This is a genomic window from Noviherbaspirillum aridicola, assembly GCF_019656455.1.
Classification (GTDB): Bacteria; Pseudomonadota; Gammaproteobacteria; order Burkholderiales; family Burkholderiaceae_D; genus Noviherbaspirillum; species Noviherbaspirillum aridicola.
In genome coordinates, this window is record NZ_BPMK01000004.1 from 67,923 (window position 1) to 85,211 (window position 17,289).

General features: G+C 60.5%; 18 protein-coding genes and 2 pseudogenes. 8 read left to right on the top strand and 12 right to left on the bottom strand.

Annotated elements, in window-relative coordinates:
• Positions 1–218: 218 nt before the first annotated feature.
• Positions 219–1,268, top strand: coding sequence for a plasmid recombination protein (locus tag NCCP691_RS05545; protein ID WP_220807261.1), 1,050 nt, complete (start codon positions 219–221; stop codon positions 1,266–1,268).
• Positions 1,269–1,480: 212 nt separating this feature from the next.
• Here NCCP691_RS05545 and NCCP691_RS05550 read toward each other — a convergent pair whose 3' ends face one another.
• Positions 1,481–1,789: a hypothetical protein gene (locus NCCP691_RS05550; protein WP_220807262.1), complete on the bottom strand. Its 309-nt coding sequence runs from the start codon at positions 1,787–1,789 to the stop codon at positions 1,481–1,483.
• 372 nt (positions 1,790–2,161) lie between these two features.
• Here NCCP691_RS05550 and NCCP691_RS05555 point away from each other — a divergent pair, with 372 nt between their 5' ends.
• Complete coding sequence (locus NCCP691_RS05555) at positions 2,162–2,821, top strand: exopolysaccharide biosynthesis protein (protein WP_220807263.1); 660 nt, start codon at positions 2,162–2,164, stop codon at positions 2,819–2,821.
• Between the two features lie 180 nt (positions 2,822–3,001).
• Positions 3,002–3,298, top strand: a complete 297-nt coding sequence (locus tag NCCP691_RS05560; RefSeq protein ID WP_220807264.1) for a hypothetical protein — start codon at positions 3,002–3,004, stop codon at positions 3,296–3,298.
• A gap of 100 nt (positions 3,299–3,398) precedes the next feature.
• On the opposite strand, the gene NCCP691_RS05565 is transcribed toward NCCP691_RS05560, so the two are convergent.
• Together NCCP691_RS05565 and NCCP691_RS05570 are read right to left on the bottom strand one after the other, a co-directional pair.
• Complete coding sequence (locus NCCP691_RS05565; protein WP_220807265.1) at positions 3,399–3,710, bottom strand: hypothetical protein; 312 nt, start codon at positions 3,708–3,710, stop codon at positions 3,399–3,401.
• Between the two features lie 61 nt (positions 3,711–3,771).
• A complete protein-coding gene (locus NCCP691_RS05570) occupies positions 3,772–4,029 on the bottom strand; it encodes a hypothetical protein (protein ID WP_220807266.1) in 258 nt (85 codons plus the stop codon).
• 598 nt (positions 4,030–4,627) lie between these two features.
• Between NCCP691_RS05570 and NCCP691_RS05575 the strand changes: the two genes are divergently transcribed.
• The 3 genes and pseudogenes from NCCP691_RS05575 to NCCP691_RS05585 all read left to right on the top strand — a co-directional run bounded on the left by NCCP691_RS05575 (position 4,628) and on the right by NCCP691_RS05585 (position 6,118).
• Positions 4,628–4,849 carry a DUF433 domain-containing protein gene (locus tag NCCP691_RS05575; RefSeq protein ID WP_220807267.1) on the top strand — a complete coding sequence of 74 codons (222 nt, stop codon included), beginning with the start codon at positions 4,628–4,630 and terminating at the stop codon, positions 4,847–4,849.
• 107 nt (positions 4,850–4,956) lie between these two features.
• Positions 4,957–5,202, top strand: a pseudogene (locus NCCP691_RS05580) (keto-deoxy-phosphogluconate aldolase); the annotation flags it as partial.
• Position 5,203: 1 nt separating this feature from the next.
• Positions 5,204–6,118: a methylglyoxal synthase gene (locus tag NCCP691_RS05585; RefSeq protein WP_220807269.1), complete on the top strand. Its 915-nt coding sequence runs from the start codon at positions 5,204–5,206 to the stop codon at positions 6,116–6,118.
• Positions 6,119–6,673: 555 nt separating this feature from the next.
• Here NCCP691_RS05585 and NCCP691_RS05590 read toward each other — a convergent pair.
• The 9 genes and pseudogenes from NCCP691_RS05590 to NCCP691_RS05630 form a co-directional block, all read right to left on the bottom strand.
• Entirely contained in the window at positions 6,674–7,366 is a 693-nt protein-coding gene (locus NCCP691_RS05590) for a recombinase family protein (protein ID WP_220807270.1), read from the bottom strand.
• A gap of 42 nt (positions 7,367–7,408) precedes the next feature.
• Positions 7,409–7,537 (bottom strand): annotated as a pseudogene (locus tag NCCP691_RS21585) (hypothetical protein); the annotation flags it as partial.
• 101 nt (positions 7,538–7,638) lie between these two features.
• Entirely contained in the window at positions 7,639–8,022 is a 384-nt protein-coding gene (locus NCCP691_RS05600; RefSeq protein ID WP_238482333.1) for a transposase, read from the bottom strand.
• A gap of 311 nt (positions 8,023–8,333) precedes the next feature.
• The gene (locus NCCP691_RS05605) at positions 8,334–8,684 is read right to left on the bottom strand and encodes a hypothetical protein (RefSeq protein WP_220807271.1); all 351 of its coding nucleotides are present in this window, start codon (positions 8,682–8,684) and stop codon (positions 8,334–8,336) included.
• A gap of 277 nt (positions 8,685–8,961) precedes the next feature.
• Entirely contained in the window at positions 8,962–9,465 is a 504-nt protein-coding gene (locus NCCP691_RS05610; protein ID WP_220807272.1) for a thermonuclease family protein, read from the bottom strand.
• A complete protein-coding gene (locus NCCP691_RS05615) occupies positions 9,462–10,589 on the bottom strand; it encodes a magnesium transporter CorA family protein (RefSeq protein WP_220807273.1) in 1,128 nt (375 codons plus the stop codon). Before NCCP691_RS05615 ends, NCCP691_RS05610 begins: the two co-directional genes overlap by 4 nt.
• A gap of 3 nt (positions 10,590–10,592) precedes the next feature.
• Positions 10,593–12,449, bottom strand: coding sequence for a hypothetical protein (locus tag NCCP691_RS05620; RefSeq protein ID WP_220807274.1), 1,857 nt, complete (start codon positions 12,447–12,449; stop codon positions 10,593–10,595).
• A 29-nt stretch (positions 12,450–12,478) separates the two neighbouring features.
• Positions 12,479–13,288 carry a hypothetical protein gene (locus tag NCCP691_RS05625; protein ID WP_220807275.1) on the bottom strand — a complete coding sequence of 270 codons (810 nt, stop codon included), beginning with the start codon at positions 13,286–13,288 and terminating at the stop codon, positions 12,479–12,481.
• Complete coding sequence (locus NCCP691_RS05630; RefSeq protein WP_220807276.1) at positions 13,288–14,814, bottom strand: hypothetical protein; 1,527 nt, start codon at positions 14,812–14,814, stop codon at positions 13,288–13,290. The genes NCCP691_RS05625 and NCCP691_RS05630 overlap by 1 nt, the downstream gene beginning before the upstream one ends.
• Before the next feature lie 417 nt (positions 14,815–15,231).
• Between NCCP691_RS05630 and NCCP691_RS05635 the strand changes: the two genes are divergently transcribed.
• Both NCCP691_RS05635 and NCCP691_RS05640 read left to right on the top strand, forming a co-directional pair.
• Complete coding sequence (locus NCCP691_RS05635; protein ID WP_220807277.1) at positions 15,232–16,089, top strand: PGN_0703 family putative restriction endonuclease; 858 nt, start codon at positions 15,232–15,234, stop codon at positions 16,087–16,089.
• Positions 16,090–16,561: 472 nt separating this feature from the next.
• On the top strand, positions 16,562–17,227 hold the full coding sequence (locus tag NCCP691_RS05640; RefSeq protein ID WP_220807278.1) for a hypothetical protein: 666 nt from the start codon (positions 16,562–16,564) through the stop codon (positions 17,225–17,227).
• The last annotated feature ends 62 nt before the right edge of the window (positions 17,228–17,289 follow it).

Here is a 17,289-nt window from a genome sequence, read left to right on the forward strand (position 1 = left end):
CCGAGGACGACATCTTTCCCAAATTACGTTCTTCACTATGCATCACCAGAACTGAGGAATGATGCATAGTCGGTTTATTGAGCATTGCATGTTATCTCGGCCTCGTCGTAAGCATCAGCATTGCGATGGGGGACATCAAGTTTTTTCGCGAGAAGTTATAGGCTACGCTGTTCGCGTATGAAATGAGACCTGCCGCTCGCTCACAGTGGAGGAGTGTGATGAAAGTTCAGTTCTTGCACGTCGACTATGCCAAGCGGGTACGGGAACGTAGCTCCGCCAACAGGCGCAATGGCGCCGATCCCAATGGAGGTACTTTCCGTTCGGCGGGGTGGAGCGCCGCCGATCTCCTTGCCGAAGCCGAACGCATACCCGAGCACTGCCCCCACGTATGCAACCCACAGCCACCGATCGTCCTCCACGGCGTTACCCCCATGGCGGTTCTGCCAATAATTGGTGAATGGGTGCAGGCACAACAGAAAGCTAGTGCGACGTCGGAGCGGCCCCGGGGGCGCCGCTACCCGAAAAACCGGCCAGTAGTGGCGGTTGGCGTGATCTCCTATCCACAAGACGCCCGTGAACAGTGGCCGTCGTATCGGGACGCATGCATCGAGTGGCTTCGGAGACGATATGATGATCGTCTGCGAAGTGTAGTCGAACATGTCGACGAAGCTCACCCACATATCCACTATGTGCTGGTGCCATTGGAAAACGAGGGATTCGAAGCAGTGCACGAAGGTTATGCGGCTCAACTCAGGCGTCGAAGAGAGTTTTTTGCAGAGACCGGGACTCGTGGAAAAGGGGAGCGGCTTGGCACGTATCGGGTAGCAGCCATGCGTGCGCTACAGGATACTTTTCATCTCGAAGTGGCAATGCATTTCAATCTGGCGCGGACGGGCCCGAAGCGGGTCCGGACCAGTTACGGTGAGGCTAAGCGGCGCCGGCTCCAGGAGCAGGAAGCCGAACAGATCTCCCTTGAAGAGTGGCTCGGAGAACAGCAGGCGCAGAAGAAGGCGGAGGAAGTCGCGCAGTTGTTGGCGCAGCTGAGTGGGGATGACAACGAAAACATTGACGAATGGCGAGAGGAGGAGGCTTGTCGGCTTGCTCTTTGGGAACTGACGAAGGATGCAGTGAACACGGTGTGGAAGATTGGCCGGGCGTCCGACGTCCCGGCAGTTAAGGGGGCCGCTCAGATCCTCGTGCAACGCTTTAACGCCCTGGTGGAGCGCGGGAGGCCAGTCGCTGGCCGCATGCGTCGAATTCGGACCTAGAAAAATTGGCCGATAATGAAACCCCCGTTGGGGGCATGTTTTCTGGGTTCTTCTTGGTTTTTTCGGCCCTCTCCCTCTCCGCGCCGCGGCGGCAGGAGCATTTGCGTTACGCAGTAACGCGGCCTGTCAGTAGACCCCGTACTCCATCCGGGCAAGGAGGTCCATCACCAGCTGCGGCTCTGTCTCGAGGATGTCGACCGGGCGTTGCTGATTCAGGTCGACGGCGCCCGCATCCACTCGCGGGCGGCCGCCTCGCTTCCCAGGACCTGCATCGCGTAGGCCAGTGCTGCATTAGGTAGCTCCAGCCCCCCAAGGAAACCGCGTGGAAACTCGCTGGCGATCTCAACCAGGTGCGACAGCGTACCCAACGCGCGCACTTGGTCGCCAGTCAGTCCGCTTAAATCGAACTGCACCCTCAGATACTGGTATTTCTGCGAGCAGAGCACGGTTGTGCCGAACGCACGCGCCACCGCCTGCATCGCCTCGCGGTACTCCTGCCAATGCGCCGGTTCCATTTTCATGCTCGAGAAGATTTGGAGGCGGCAGTAACCGGATTCGAACCAGGCAGGCCGGGTAACTAGTCCGGCCGGATTGGGTATGACCCCGCTCCAGTAGCATGCTGCGCACACATACTACCCCGCGCCCAAGCGCGGCCCACTGCCTACCTCGCCAGTATAGTCAGTCCGAAACGGTTCGCGCACAGAACGTTTCGCAGTAACGTTGTGACTCGAAGCTGCGCCGCACCTGGGGCAGAACGCAAAAGGCTCACGTCGATGCCGCCATCAGCAAGGACAACCTGTCGCTCGATGGAAAGATACAACGGTAAGCCGCTATACATTACACTGCTGCACGTCCAGCAAAGCTTAGCGTTTCCGACACGCCGACACCTCCGCATGCATAACGAATCGAGTCCTTCCGGCAAACGCCCCCACCCGCCCGAGCTGCTGAGCGAGAAACTGACCGCGATGATCGAGGCCCTCCCGCCCTCCGGCGTCACGCTCAATCATCTGCTCGCGCTGGCCGGGAGGGACGGTCTGATGATCCTGACCGCGCTGCTGGCGCTGGTGTTTCTGATCCCGGTCTCGATCCCCGGCGTCAGTACAGTATTCGGTGGCGCGATCCTGCTGATTGCCGTGTGCCGGATGCGTGGGCGCGGCCTGTGGCTGCCGGAGCGACTGCGCACCAAGGTGATCGCCACCGATAAATTGCGACCGGTGCTGCAGCGGTCGCTGCGCTGGATGGGGTACCTCGAGCGCGTGTCCGAGCCGCACCGGCTGACCTGGCTGGTCCAGGGCAGCGGCGCCACGATGCTCAACAATGCGGCACTGGTCCTGGGCGCGGTGCTGCTGATGGCGCCGTTCGGATTGATCCCGTTTAGTAACACCTTCCCCGCGGTCGCGCTGATGTGCCTGGCGATCGGCCTGGTCCAGCGCGACGGCGTTTCCATCATGCTCGGCCACGTCGCCAACCTAGCCACGATCGGCTACTTCGGCCTGCTGCTGACTGGCAGCGGTCTGGCGATACGCGAGGCGTTCAACCGGGTCGCCGGCTAACCGCCGGCTGGAGCGGCCCGGCCCCGGCCGCGGGTGCGGCTAGCGCGCAACACCTGGTCCGGCCTGCTGCGCCAGATCAGACATCCCACCACCTCCCTTGATACGCTCATCCCTAATGCATCGCGCCCGCGGCGGGCGATACGCGGCGGCGGCGCAGGGTTTGTCGAGTGGGAGGAGAAAATGTCTTTGCGAGGGGAGATCCGCCAGATTGTCGTGGCACAGTCGATCTGGCTGGCGCTGGTGCTGTCCGTCCTGGCGGCGGTTTTTCGGGGGTGGATGGGACCGTGGCTGACAAGCCAGGGTGTGTCACCGGAGATTGGGCAGGGCACATTGGTGGTCGCCTGCCATGCCGCGGTGCTGCACGCGGCCCTGGTCATTCACAGGCGCGTTGGCAGGGTGCGCCGGCACGCGGAGCGTGTCGACCATGCGGCGGAGTGGCTGCAGCGCTTCGCCGGGCGGCGCGACGTCGCACGATAGTGCCGTCCGCCGGTGCTCCGGCTGGTCGCCTAAGAGCTTTTCGTTCAGGAGGTGCCAGTAGACGGACACGAAACGATGCCGCCTCGGGTAGTGCTCAGCGTTACGCAGTAACGGTCTCGACCAGCCAGGTCTGGGCGTACGTCTGGCTCATCTCGCCGCGCTCGAAGCCGCTGATGCTGATACGGTCGCCCTTGATGTAGATGACGGCCGCGTCGACCAGGGGTGGCAGCATGTCCCGGCCCAGATCCGGTGCAGTACATCCCAGCAGCCTGGCAACGCGCAGGAAGCGCCGGAGCAGCTCGTCCTTGTTCTCTTCGATGCGGAGCTCGCCGGCGACTGGCTGCAGCTGCGCGAGCTGCCATCGAGGCACCTGGATGCCGTCCCGCCACAGTCGGACCACATGCACATTCATCGTTATACCGTCAAATCGTCATACGGTCATACCATTTATGCCGTTACTGCGTAACGTGGCGTCAGGGGCGAGTTCGGGATTCCCCCTTTGCCTGCTCGATGTCGGCCAACACGCGCTCGATCGCCGCCACGGCGTGCTGGGGTGGTTCTGGCTCCTCGGGGCCGGCGGCAAGCAAAGCGCGGATGCGATCGGCGTTAGCCGCTAACACTTCGCCCGGTTCCATCACCCCGTACCGAAGCCTTGCCCATTCGCCCATGACGCGCTCCCGAGGATACACGAAGTACTGTATAAAAGAACAGTATGCGAGCAGGAAGTTCACCAGCTGTTTCGCGTACTAAGTAATCCGCATGCCGGGGCTATACTGACCGCATGGACCAGAAACTCGTGGACACAGCAACGCTCACCGGCCCCCTCCGTGTGCCAGGCCCGAGTAATTGGCGCGAAAAGTATCGAGCAGCCGTGGAAGCGCAATGCGCGCAAGATTTGATGTTGAAGTGCACGACTTGTGGGTGGATTCACATCGCCAGCAGCGAGCGGGATGCGGCCGGACGGGTTGCGTGTTTTTCGTGCGGGCGCAGTTATGAGCACTTTGTCCGCGCGAGCGTCGATGACGTATTGCAGGTGGTAGGTGCCGCAGCACAGGTCATTTCTACGCCTCCGCAATTTGGCGGTCCAGAACCGTAACTGCATAAAAAATAGGCAGAAGTTACTCACAAAAAACGTAGACAAGCCTGTGGGTATCCGCTGACTTGTTTGGATAAGTGTCTGAAATGAAACGGAAAAATTGCTTTGCACCAATCGCGGCAGCGGCCGGGTAATCCACAGGAATTGGCAAGACATTCACAGGTTATGGACTAGCGCGATCCACAGCAAACCCCCAGAATCGTGCACAGGATAGGCAGCGGCGGGAGAACGTGATGGACGATCTGATCGTAAGCGACCCGGACATTCTGGGTGGGACGCCTGTTTTCAAAGGCACGCGCGTCCCCCTCGCGATACTGTTTGAGAACCTAAAGGACAACCTCACGCTCGCCGAAATCATCAAGGACTATCCAACGCTCTCGCGCGATCAGGCGGTCCGGGCGCTGCGGGAAGCGCAGCGATACCTGGTAGCCGCCGCGCGACGCGTTACGCGGTGACGCTGCGTGGGCATCATTGGCAGTCACCGCGAGCGGTCGCATTGCATCAACCGTGACCATCACCGAGGAGAGTCCCGTGAAGATGCGGACCAGACGCCGCGTCTATGCTATTTCCCGCCGTGCCGGCCGGTGGCGTTGGCATGCTCAAAGCACTTGCAGGGCCGTTCCCCGAGCTCAGCTTTTGCCCGACCGGCGGCATCACGCAGCAGAGCGCCCCCGAATTTCTCGCACTGTCCTGCGTACCCTGCGTCGGCGGGTCATGGCTGACGCCGCAGGAACTGGTGCACGCGCAGGACTGGACTGCGATCCGGTCAATCGCGGCAGCGGCAGCTGCGCTGCGCCGGGCGGCCTGAGATGCCTGTGCCTCCCGCGCCTTCCAAGCGTATTGGACTGGCCGCCAACCGCTCCCACCATGCCGACACCCACGCCGCGCTGTCACAACTGCTGACCCACGGCCGGGACGCGATCGAACACTGGCTCCAGCCGACGCTTGTCGTCGTCGGCAGGACAATGGACGCGATAGAGAACTACGGATTATTGCCGGGCTACGGCCGCTTCGAACGGTTCCCGTACGGACGCGAGGGCGGACTCATGATGCTGGTGTCCCGTGTTGTCGATCCGGTTCCGGCTCGCGGCGTCGATGCCGTGATCTACCTGATTGACCCGGTCGATCCATCATCGAGCTTTCCGGAGGCCTCGGCACTTAAGCGACAGTGCATTATTCATGGCAAGCCGTTTCTGTCGACGCTGGCGAGCGCGCGGGAATGGCTCGATCTGGAGGCGATGGTAGCAGGCGCTCCGGGACCGGGCGCCGGCGGTCCTGATCTTGAGGAAGACTCGATTGCCCTGATCGCACACGACGCGATGAAGGGGCGGATGATCGAGATCGCCGAGAAGCATTTCGAACTGCTCGACCGATTCGCATTGCGTCATGCGACCGGCACCACTGGCGCTTTGTTAAACGAGCTAGCTGTGCGGCGAAAGGGCAAGGAAGGAGAGGGCTGGGTAAAGCCACTGCTTAGTGGACCGATGGGCGGCGATGCCCAAATCGCTGAACTCATCCTGCGCCGCCAGTGCGGCCGCGTAATCTTCCTAGAAGATCCGCATGTGGCCCGCCAGCACGAAGCGGATATCCAACTGCTGGAACGCGCGGTACGTACGGTTACTGAGTTTGCGGTCCACATAAGCGACGCCCGAACCGCTGATCGTTGGTTGAGTCTTCTGGGACAGTACCGGGCTGCTCCTGGCCGTGCCAGGCCACGAGCGTGATCGCTTCAAGTACACCCGCGTCACCCGGGAATTCGGTTCCGGCTCCCAGGGACGGCTGCATCATACTCAGGGAGTGGACTGTTCATTCCTTCGGATATGCCGCTAACACTTCCGCCTTGTTAAGGTAGCTTGAGATCCAGCAGGACGGAAAGCGCGTCTTGCTTATCCTGCACTGAAAGCGCCAGTTTTTCAGCCAAGGCGTGGGGAAATCTCCCCCGTGTCTGAATCTTTGGGGAACACGTTCATAGTGTATGCGAGGGACACGCACTCAGGACATCGCCCTGCCGGAGATTCGGGTTAGTTCATCGTAACCAACTCTGCGCGTCCCATGAGCACGTGCCAGATCCTTTTGTCATGCATCAGACGTCGGTCTACCGCATCCTTCCTGAAGACATCCAATTTCCCCCGGCGAAAAATCGGCATTCGGCCAGTTTGAACTCAAGCCGGTGCTGCTGAAGTCGGATGATCGAATGGCGGCTTTGGGTCGAGACCGGAAGTTCAACGAGTCATAGCGCGCTACCACCCGGAACCATGAGACCCTACGTGTCGAAAGGTTCAAGTAGGTCCAGCGGCGCTGATTTTTTTGAGCAGATTGCGGACGGTGCTCTTGTGCCACTGGCCGCCGCGCCGCGTGCGAATACCTCGCTCGGTTAGAGCTGCGGCTATCGCGCCCAGTGATGTGATGCCTTCCGCTTCTAAAGCATCAATGACTGGTCGGAGATCGGTTGCGTAGGCGTCCGTCTTTGTACGAATCACTCGTATTCCCGCCGCGTTTCCCTTGCGTGCCTGCTTCAATGCCGCTGCCCCGTTTGGGTTACCCAGAACCTTGCCTCGGCGTTTTGCTGCATCTAAAGCATCACGGGTACGTTTCGAGATAGCCTCACGCTCTTGCTGCGCCACAAGCGCCATGATTCCAACCGTGAGTTCATTCGCATCTGGCATATCCGTTGCAACGAATTTCACGCCGGCGTCGCGCAGTGCTAAAAGAAAGGAGGCATTGCGCGACAACCGGTCGAGCTTCGCGATTACAAGCATAGCGCCAGTCACTCGGGCGAGGTGGATGGCAGCAGCAAGCTCGGGGCGCGCGTTAATTCTGCCCGACTCAATCTCCACAAACTCTCTGTTGACCTTCGTGCCTTTGCTAGCAGCGTACGTCTGAATAGCATGACGCTGTGCTTCGATCCCTAATCCAGACTGGCCTTGTTTGACAGTCGAGACACGAAGATAGCTGATGATTTTTATGGTCATTTTGGCGAGGGTATAAAATTGCGCAACGCTCGTTAGGCAGTTCTATACCCTTTGAAAATCTTTGCAAGGGTGGCGCTTCCTCGGCTTGATGCCAAGGCTGGCTTCCTTCATCACCCGCGCCACGCGCTTGTGGTTGACGACATGCCAGCGAACTTTAAGCTCGCGGGTAACCCGGCGGGAGCCATCCCCGGGAAACTCATCCTGATATCGCCGATCAGGTCGACCAAGCGCGCGTCAGGAAGGTCGGCTTCGTTCGCAGTCGAGCGGTAATATTACGTGCTGCGCGGAAGATGGATCACTTGACACCCCCGCTGGATGGAGAGAGATGGGGGCCGCTGATGGGCGATGACGGCTCGTTGGCGCTCGCGGTTCTTGAACGCACGGTTTTTTACCAGGTCCAGTTCCATCGGCAGCCGGTCAACCTTCCGTTCCAGCGCAGCGATCATTGCTTCGTACTCTGCGATGGTGCTTGCGGTGGCCTCTTCCTGGTCGAGCTCGCCATTGCCGTACTGGTTCAGCCAAAGCTGGATCAGGTTTGCTGAAATGCGATACGTCTTCTGCGCCTCCCGGTGCCCCAGCTTGCCATCCCGGAGATCACTGCATAGCTGCAGTTTGAATTCCTGGCTGTGTCGCCGATAGGGTCCTCGTGCGGACATCTGCTGCTCCTTCCTTGAAAGCGCAGCAAGCGTATCAAATTCCCAACCCCTTTCCGCTCCAGGCGCAGGGGGCACTCCACTCCCAAAATGGGTCAATTTTCAGTGAACGTCAACAGGCCGCCCACTGACGGCCTTCTGTGCCTGCCAAGTATTCGCTTATCCATATTCTTTTACCCCCTTGCAGAGAAACCACAGCGTAGCAATTTTTTGCCCCAGGAGGAGTGATTACCCGGGGGCGTCGGGTCTAAACCGGGAGGTGTAAGCCCCAGGGCCCGAAGGTATAAGGGTTGGATAGACCGCGCGGAATGGTCCTACGGACGAATGGAGACCGGAAAGGGCCACGCTGCTGCGGGCGCTGAAAAGCTCTTCCGCTTTTTTTCCCTTGCCAGAACTCCCTTCGGCACTTTTCGCCATTTCTGGAATGAAGATTCCTTGCCAATACCGTAGGATGCAATCGATTCCAGGTGAATGAGCAGTAAGCCTTCGTCAGCCAGCGCTTCAGCGATCTGCTTGATTAATCCCCCTTCTAGCCGGGCTCGCCCTGCTAGAGCCCGAAGGTCTGCGTGGGATATCAGGAAGCGTCCCTTCACCTTTTCGCCAAACTCAGAACGATAAAGGTTGTTTAGGTGAAAGGCGATCTCACTTGGGGTCTTGTTTTGCATTGGGGCCTCAGGTAGGTGTTGGTTCGAAATCATTCATAACAATAAAGCGTGCAGGCGGGATTGCGTTCTTTCAAAGACGTTCGAGTAGGACTTTGGGTGCGGCGTCCAATGACCTCAACAGTACGTCGCTGCGCGGGAGGGCATTGTCGCGTTCGCGCTGCGAATCGACGTAGCTGGACAAGCGTCGAGCATCCTCGGCAGAGTCCGACACCAAGTCCTCATTGCTGCCGCATTCCACCGTTGCATTGCGTGGCCTTACAAAATTGTGGGCAGGGCATCACCGCAGTCTCCGGAATTCCCATGGCGCGAGCGGATCTGCGTCGCGCCAGAGACCTCTCTTTGCGCGGCGCGCGGCGCTTTCCGCGGCGCCATACGTGTTTTGGTCGCGCGGCGATTGTTCTGTTGCGTACGCCTTGTAATGCCACGCCATTCCGGCGCCGACCATATCGAGGTTGACGTCACGGCCGGAGACCCGGACCTTTCCGATAACGCGGCCGTAGCGGTCGGCCTTGTTCCATTCCACCTGCACGGTCTGGCCGAAAGCAAGTTCGGAAAGATGCTGCCGCGCCCGCTCGCCGAAAGCTTGCCGCCTTTCCGGGGCGTCGATGCCGGCCAGGCGGATCTTGTACTGCTGACGGCCCTCGACAAGCACCGTCAGCGTGTCACCGTCCGCGATCGATACGACACGTCCGGTAAGCTCGGCGGCGTGCAGGCCGGTTAGCGGCCACAGAAACGCAGAGGTCAGCACGGCCGAGCCAATCGCTTGCAGGGCCAAAATCATTGGCTGGCCTCTCGCTTGTAGAAGAATCCCTCGACCTGCCTGCGTGCCCGGTCGCGAGCATTGCCGTCGGCAATGGTGGTCGTCAGGTGGACGAAATGGCGGCACTGCGGATCCTGCTTCTTGCTCCAGTTGAGGATGGGTTGCATCGCCGCGGCAAAGTTGGCCGGTGTCAGGAAGCCGGAAGAAATGGCTTGCTCAAGCCCAGGTAGCGATCGCGCCTCCTGCTCGCGGTGCGGCAGCCATGCCTTGCTCACGACATAGCCGTCCGGCCGGGTCTCGACATTGATCAGGAATTCAATCTTGCCGTTCTCGTCAGGCCAGCAGGGAGGATGATCCACGCCACCCTTACGGTTGAGTTGACGCGTGAGATAGGCGAGCTGGCCTCGCAGGTCGGTGTTTTCTCTCTTCAGGTCAGTAGGATTGGTTTGGCTTCTGGCGAGCTGTTCGGATTCCCTGCCGCCGTCGACCAGCTGGCGAACGGCTTCCGATTCGGTTCCCGGTTTGATCTTCCGACCGAGCTTGTCCCTAACCTCCTGGTGCAGGGCATTGGTGGCCGCAATGGCGTTCCTCACCCGCTCCAGCGCCGCCTTGCGATCCTGTGTTTGGCGCGCACTTTCATCGGACGGGGCCCCATCCGGGTGTTTGTCGTCGCCGTGCTGATCCCCCTGGGCCAGCTTGAGTATTTGCTCCTGAAGCGCGAGGGCTCGCTCGATCTCCTCCTGGGTGACTTTCGCACCGTCGCTATTCGCTTCTTTCGCAATTTGTTCTCGAAGGGCGGTCAAGGCGGTAAAGCGATCGTTGAGTTCGCGCAGTTGCAGACGCAAGGCATCGCGCTCGGCGCGCGTCTGGACCGCCTCGCGCAGACGACTGATGGTCTGGTCGGGATCACCATGACTGCCGGCCAGCAGCGTGCCCTTCAGTTCCTGGCTGGCTTCCCGCATCGCTGCGATCACGCTCTCCGGATGCTTCACGGCCTCCGCCTCGGCAAGTCGCCGCCGGGCCTCTGTCTTCTCCTTGCTTTCGAGGAAAAGCATGTAACCCATGAGGAGCATGAGCAGAAAGACAAGGACGAACGCAACTTCGCTGAGCGATGTCGGGAAAACCTGGTCGTTCTTCTTTTTCAAAGTTCAGCCCCTTGGAGTGGGTACGCGGTCTGCCGCCCGTTCCACGGGAGCTCCATGCGCGGGATCCGGGTGTCCTGGCTGTCCGACCGTGTCGTCCGGCTTGACAAGCTTCAGTTCGCTGCCTGGTTCGCCGGTGACTTCCACCCTCACCGCCACCGCCCGAGCGGCCTGGTCCGCCACCGCCCCGAGCACTGCGTCGGTAACGAGGGCGGCCTGGGAGACCTGCGCAGCGTGCGTCACTTCCTGGACGTCGGCTCCAGGGCCGCCGGCCTGCGGTCGGACCGAGGTACTGAATCCATTCAAGCTGTCGATGGCGCTGGCTACCTTGCCGCTCGCGTTGCCGATCAATTGCGATACCGCTTGAATTCTTTCTGCCGCCTGAGTCGAGGCCTGTGCGGCGGCGGTGACGGCCGGAGTCACTTCGCGGACCGACGCAATGAGTCCCTCATTGCTGATAACCATGCCTTCCAGCTGGCGCACGCTGTCTCCCGCGACGGCGTTGGCTTCCTGCATCCGCTGGGCGACGATGAGTGCTGCTGCAGCGTGCCCTCCCAGGGCGGAAGCGAGTTCGCCGGTACTGCCGTATAGTTTTCCGGCCTGCTCATCCACCTTCTGCATGAGGCCGGCCGAGGCCGCCGCATTGGCATCGAGTTTCGTGACAAGAGCCGTCATGGCTTCCTGGATCTCGAGGCGCAGGGCGGTGCTCTCCTGGGACAGGGACAGAAGCTTGGCAAGCAATTCACTTGAGACCCCGTTGCTGGTGCCAATGGCTTGCGCAGCGGACTGCAGGGTTGCCTCAATCATCTCGAGGCGGGACGTCAGATTGACAAGCGATTTCAGCTGCAAGCCAGCATTTTCAACGATTGCGCGTTGCTGATCCGACAGCGTCAGGACCGCGGCCATCACGTCCTTGGTCAGTTCGGCTTTCGTGGTGATGTTCCTTAGCAGTTCGCCGATCGCGGTGGCCGAAGTGCGCACTTCAGTCGATACCATCTGCACGCTCTGGCCGAGGCCTGCAGCCTCATTTTTCAACAGTTCGAGTGGCGCCTTGAGTTCACGAGCAAAATAGTCGTCGGGGAAGGTCGTTTCTGCGAGGCGCTTTGTCACTGCATCGGCGAAGTCACTCACCCTGCGTTCAATGCCATCAAGATTTCCCTTGATGCCCGCGGTATAGATATCGACTGTCCTGGCCAGGCGTGACGTCGCCTGACCCACCTCCTTAATCAGTGCGGAAAAAGCGGCCTGGTTTTCTTTAGCAAGCTGTTCAAAGAAGCTGGCGAGGGATTGAGCATACTGCTGGCCGAGAGATTCAACCTGCCGGTTGACGTTCTGGGTGGTCATTTTTGCGGCATCCATCACCTGGTGCTCGAACTGCTTGAGGTTATCCACGACCGACTTGAGCTGCAGGACGAAGGCCCGGGTCGAATCGATCACCGCTTCCTCCGCATCCCTGAGGGCGTCGTCGGCGTCCTTCCGGAAGCTGACCAGATAAACGCGCACGCCCATGCCGACGACGGTGCTGACCATGGCGGCGCCGAAGCGCAATGCGATATTACGCATGCCCTCGCCAGCCGCGAGACTCGGCAGGTCGAACAGACAGGCGATGATCGAGGTCATCGTGAAGATGAATCCGATGTAGTAACAACTGTCGGCAAACTTCTCTTCCGACACGTCATGATTGCGGCAGTAATAGCCGAGCACGATATAGCCGGCCATGACGGCGAGCGGAATTGCCAGCCCGAGCAACCAGGGAGAATCCAGGAGCACGCTGGTAACCGACGACAGGATCTTGAGGACGAGCGCCAGTCCGAACAGGCGCTGGACGTTCAGTTTGACGGCGTGGTGGGAGGTGGTGTTCATATGGTTCTTATCCTCTGAAACAGGAGATCTCATCCCTTGATGGCGTTGACCGCAGTGACTTTGCCTTTTGCCTTGTACACGTACTCCTCCCAGAAGTACGCCAGTTCCTTCTTCTGCAGCTGCGGGGTGTGCATGAGGATCTGCAGCTCGACTTTGGCGCCTTGCAGATCCGTCATCGCCCGCGCTCCATAGGAGGATTCGGCGAACTCGGAAAATTTCGGCAGCCGCTTGTCCTTGTACATGCTGAACCCGGGCGTGTTGTGCAGCATGTCGGAGAAGACAATGAGCTCGCGCTCGCCACGTACATCATGCTTGCGGAAGCCGATGCTAACGAGCTGCAGCATCTCGAAAATTGGCGATGCTTTGCCTCGGCGGTCAGTGGTGAGATCGTCGGCGACGCCGACCATCGGGTCCAGATACTTTTCCTTGAATATCTTCCGGGCGCGCTCGGGGTTGCCTGTCTTGATGTCTACGTCGCTGCCGTCACCCGGGTTGCACCGCTCGGCCACCGGATCCGCGTTATCCTTGAAGTCCTCTTCCAGCGCATACACCGAGAGCAGGCCGCCCTTCGGAACCCGCTTCCGAATGATTTCTTCGTAGACGACGTCGAAGTCCTTGCGCTGCGTAAAGCTCATCGGGTCCGACTTGTCCACCAACACGATGGTGTGGCTGGTCGGACCGGTATTCGGGCAGAGGGTAACCGGATCGATTCCTTCGGACGTCGTCAGGGCGACATAGGCCATCGCGCCACCGGCCGCAACCACAACGCAGCCGAGCAGGCCGATGACGATCGTGTTCTTGCGCTTGCGTTCCTGGGCACGCCTGCCGGTGCGCCCCATTACCGGGCCTCCTCGAGCGTGCCTTGCGCGGCCGCGGGTACAGAAATTACCCGTCCCGCTTCAGCGTCGGAGGAGGTGCGCCTTCGAGTCGCGCCAGAGGAGCCCAGAAACTGGGCGTCGAGCGACTGCACCGCATCGAAGCGCTGATTGAAAGCCGTTTGTATGCGCGCCCGGATATCCTGCAACTCGTCGACGAAGGCTGCGAGCAGCTCTCTTTGCCGGGCAAGGTTTTTTTGGTCCTCGAGCGTGTCGAAATCCGGCATCTGCAAAGTGCGCAGTTGGGGCCAGATATCGAAATAGGCAGGAGCCGGGGCTCCAGCGCGGGCTATCTTGTTCTCGGTCCGGAATTCCTGGAGCAGCGCCTTCATCGCATCTTCCGCGCCGGCGATCGCATGCCGGAGGTCGTTGGCTGAACGAATCTTCTCGTCGATCAGGTTACTGAAGACGGCGACCGATGTGGTGGCGTGCGCCGCGGTCCGATCCAGCTGTTCGAGTGTGTTTTTCTTGGTCTCTTCCAGGAAGTCGTGAAGATCGTCGATTTCGGCGTTGTAATCGTCAGCGGCCGCTTCGTAGAGCCGCGACTTCTCGCCGTAACCGGGATAGGGATCGTCGGTCTTGTAACCGTCGGCGGTGGCGCCGATGCCGAAGGCCACGCTGACCATGAACAGCAGCCAGGAAGAGATGTCGCCGAGCTGGAAGGTCGACGCTACGATGGTCTGGGCGGCCATGTTCATGGCGTTGTCGACACCGCTGCTGAGGGCGTCGCGGTAGTGCGCAATGCCGAGCGAGATCGCGCAAATGTAGGCGACGCACAGGGTAACGGCGACGCATCCGAGCAGTTTGCGCAGCGGACTGACGTGGTGCACATTGCGAATCAGGTATGCGCCGAACATGAAGGATCCAGCAACGTTCGCGCCGGCGGCGAGTGCCGCGTGAATGAAACCGCCAGTGAGGCCGGTATCGAGACCCTTGGCGAAGAAGAACATGTTGACTGAGGCCTCAAAGACGATCATGGCAGCCGCGATCGCGTAGTGCAGGGCCTTCCCGCCATTCTCAGGGGCTTGGGACAGGCGCTCGATGCGGTTCTGGCGCTTGAAGTCGTCCAGTTCGCGCTTGCGGGCATTCGCTACTTCCGCCAAGTCGCGCAGCTGCGCCGACTTGGCAGTCAGCTCGGCGGCCGCGCGGCGTTCGAATTCTCTGTCGGCCTCGTGCGCCTGGTTGATTTCCTGCGTGATGTCCTTGCGTGAAAGCTCCTTGTTGAGTGAGGCCAGGCGAAGCTGCCCCCAGGCCGCATAGTCAGCCCTTGCCTCCTCGACCTTGCTTACCACGGCGGCTTCCGGGCCGGCCAGCGCGGTGTCGGTTTCCGCTGGCACCCGGACGGCGCCAAGGCGCGCCCCTTCCTGCTTGAGCTTGAGCGAATCGGAAATCGCGCGGATGTCGATCGGGTTCAGATCGGGATTCCACTTCTTGTGCTCCCTCCGAGGCGGAGACGCGATCCACTGCCAGATCGTGCGCAGAATCCCCATGCCGACTCCTTTGATTCTTCTTGATAGTGATGTGCAGGCGCGGACCTGCGGTCTGGATTGCTTTCCGTTGCTGCTATTGAAGTCGTAATTATCTAGTAACAAAGTGTTAGGACTTGGTGTTACATCAGGACTGCGGTTAATTTTTCTCAAACAAGGGATGAGCGCTAGCGCAGGGACTGGAACTTTTCTTCGGAACGCGCCCGGTCGGCTGCGTTTAATTCGTCGGGCCGCGGTCTGGTGCCGCGATTACGGGACGAAGTGCCATCACGTTTTGCAGCAGCGCCAGTGCGCCGCCACGCTTTAGCATGGCGCGCCTCTACTGCATTGATGCCGCGTGCCGTCGCGCGTTGACGCTTGCGCCGCGTCAGGGATTCCGACTGACTGTGAACCTATGATCGGGCAAAACAGGGGGCGACAATGTCTGGAAAGACCAGCGGGACCAGGACCTACGGCGAGCGCCTGAACGCGCATCTGCAGCGTTACAAGGAGGAGGTGCTCGGGCTGACGGAATCCGGGTACTGGTCCCATCAAGGGCGGCAGGTTGCGCATCCCCATATCCTTCCGCCCGCCCGGGGGCATCTCAACCTGCTGCCGGCATACCGGAGCGAGTGGGTGGCCTACTCAAGAGCAGCGACGCCCGCTATCACCCATCACAAGTATTTCCACCACCTGAATTCGTCGCAGGCCATGTGTTTCAATCTCTTCTTTCCGTTCTGTGCGGACGAGGGGAGGCACATGCCGCGCCTGCTCACCGCGCTAGGCCTTCCTGGCGGCACGGTGCGCGCGACATTCGAGAAGGTCTTCGACAAGGCCGAGAGCACCAACTTCGACTTCTTCCTTGAGTATGAAGACGGCCGCAAGGTGTTTTTCGAGCTAAAGCTGTCGGAGTCAGGATTTGGCACGGCCAGCCCTCGGCAGTGGGAGGAGAAATACCGGCGGAAGCTTGAATCATTCTATCGGGTGCCGTTGAGCCGCCTTGTCGATGCGCAATGGTTGGAGCCAGGCCGATTCATGCGTCACTATCAGATACTCCGCAACGTCTCCTATCTGGCAAGTCACGCCGGCAGCACGCTTTTCTTCGTGTTCCCGAGGGCGAATGACTGCCTGGCCAGGGACGCCGCGGCCATTCGCAAAATAGCCGCAGGTTCGCTGGGACATCGGGTCAGGATTCTGCACCTCGAGGACCTGGTGCAGGGCATGCTGACGATGACGCCCGTGTTGGCGCCGCAGCTGCAGGAACATTACGAGCACTTCAGGCGCAAGTATGTGATCTGAAGGGCTGCTCGTCATCCCGGCTGAAGACAGGTCACCTGGGCAATGAGCCGGTCTTTTAGAAGAGTGACCGAAAGTCGATGCATTTCGGCTTTCATCAATACGCAGGGCCCGGGCAGGGGGCATGATAGTCGAACCGCTCGCCAGAAGCGGAGCAGGCAGCAGGGAGCCCCCGCCGAGATGGAATGCTCTGCAAATGAATAAATCTTCCTCCGCGTTTCTGGTTAGTGTCCTTCTTTCAGTATTGATGGCCGGCTGCGGTGGTGGCGGCGGAGGCGGGGGCGACAATGCTGAGGCTGGCTCTGTGACGACGGGGAATACCTCGGGAGGTGCAAGTCCGGCGCCAACCGCGCCTTCGAGTCCTGCGCCCACACCTGCGGCGGGGAATGGGGAAGGATCACGGCCATCTCCTGGGACAACTTCACCGCCTGTCCATCAACCCGCGCCCGTACCTGGTACTGCCAGCCCTGGTACCGTGCCGGACGATCCTGCGCCCGGTGAGACAGGACCGTTCACTGCCTTCCTCAGCATCTCTCCGGAGCAGAACGCCGGACTTCGGGACATCGTGACGCTGGAGGTGCGCGGTGCGGGGATACGCAATGTCGAGCTCGTGCCGCCGGACAGCCCGGGGCCCGTCATTGCGCGCTTCAACGTGGTCAACGAGACGGTCGCGGTGCTGCATCTCGACACCCGCACGATGCTGAACGGCGTGCTTGTCGGCCGCATACTTGCCTACAGCGCGCCACCGGGGGAAGCAGGCGCGTCCATAGAAGTGATGCCGCGGCGCGAGTGGCGCCTAGTCAACGATCCCCAGCCGCCTTTGATCGGGGCTATCCCGCCTCGCAATTATCGCCCCTTCGTCATCATCCAGCCGCGTGAACTGCCGTTCGTCGATCCTGCGCCGCTGCGTGCGCTGTACGGTTTGGATGACGCCGCGCTGGCTGCACGCCTGGCAAGTGACGGTCCGGCCATCCAGGCCATGATGGACCGCTACCAGACTTCCCAGGTCTGGCTGGAGCCGACCGGCATAGACGGTTCAGGTCAGGGCGAGTGGTTCTACTGCCGCAACAACTTGACGGTGGTGGCCTGCCGGGGAGGCTTCATGGTTATGGCGGCGCGCATGGAATTGAACCGGCCCTGATTGTCCGGCGCAGCCGTTGCCCTTGGACGGCCTCGGTAGATTGGGAGCGGGCGTTTATTCGG

What these genes read in the sequence shown, in the direction of transcription:
- NCCP691_RS05560 (WP_220807264.1), top strand. Translation starts at nt 3,002, where the DNA reads ATGTCTTTGCGAGGGGAGATCCGCCAGATTGTCGTGGCACAGTCGATC.
- NCCP691_RS05605 (WP_220807271.1), bottom strand. Translation starts at nt 8,684, where the DNA reads ATGCAAAACAAGACCCCAAGTGAGATCGCCTTTCACCTAAACAACCTT.
- NCCP691_RS05600 (WP_238482333.1), bottom strand. Translation starts at nt 8,022, where the DNA reads ATGTCCGCACGAGGACCCTATCGGCGACACAGCCAGGAATTCAAACTG.
- NCCP691_RS05545 (WP_220807261.1), top strand. Translation starts at nt 219, where the DNA reads ATGAAAGTTCAGTTCTTGCACGTCGACTATGCCAAGCGGGTACGGGAA.
- NCCP691_RS05555 (WP_220807263.1), top strand. Translation starts at nt 2,162, where the DNA reads ATGCATAACGAATCGAGTCCTTCCGGCAAACGCCCCCACCCGCCCGAG.
- NCCP691_RS05630 (WP_220807276.1), bottom strand. Translation starts at nt 14,814, where the DNA reads ATGGGGATTCTGCGCACGATCTGGCAGTGGATCGCGTCTCCGCCTCGG.
- NCCP691_RS05590 (WP_220807270.1), bottom strand. Translation starts at nt 7,366, where the DNA reads ATGACCATAAAAATCATCAGCTATCTTCGTGTCTCGACTGTCAAACAA.
- NCCP691_RS05620 (WP_220807274.1), bottom strand. Translation starts at nt 12,449, where the DNA reads ATGAACACCACCTCCCACCACGCCGTCAAACTGAACGTCCAGCGCCTG.
- NCCP691_RS05565 (WP_220807265.1), bottom strand. Translation starts at nt 3,710, where the DNA reads ATGAATGTGCATGTGGTCCGACTGTGGCGGGACGGCATCCAGGTGCCT.
- NCCP691_RS05575 (WP_220807267.1), top strand. Translation starts at nt 4,628, where the DNA reads ATGGACGATCTGATCGTAAGCGACCCGGACATTCTGGGTGGGACGCCT.
- NCCP691_RS05625 (WP_220807275.1), bottom strand. Translation starts at nt 13,288, where the DNA reads ATGGGGCGCACCGGCAGGCGTGCCCAGGAACGCAAGCGCAAGAACACG.
- NCCP691_RS05610 (WP_220807272.1), bottom strand. Translation starts at nt 9,465, where the DNA reads ATGATTTTGGCCCTGCAAGCGATTGGCTCGGCCGTGCTGACCTCTGCG.
- NCCP691_RS05550 (WP_220807262.1), bottom strand. Translation starts at nt 1,789, where the DNA reads ATGAAAATGGAACCGGCGCATTGGCAGGAGTACCGCGAGGCGATGCAG.
- NCCP691_RS05585 (WP_220807269.1), top strand. Translation starts at nt 5,204, where the DNA reads ATGCCTGTGCCTCCCGCGCCTTCCAAGCGTATTGGACTGGCCGCCAAC.
- NCCP691_RS05635 (WP_220807277.1), top strand. Translation starts at nt 15,232, where the DNA reads ATGTCTGGAAAGACCAGCGGGACCAGGACCTACGGCGAGCGCCTGAAC.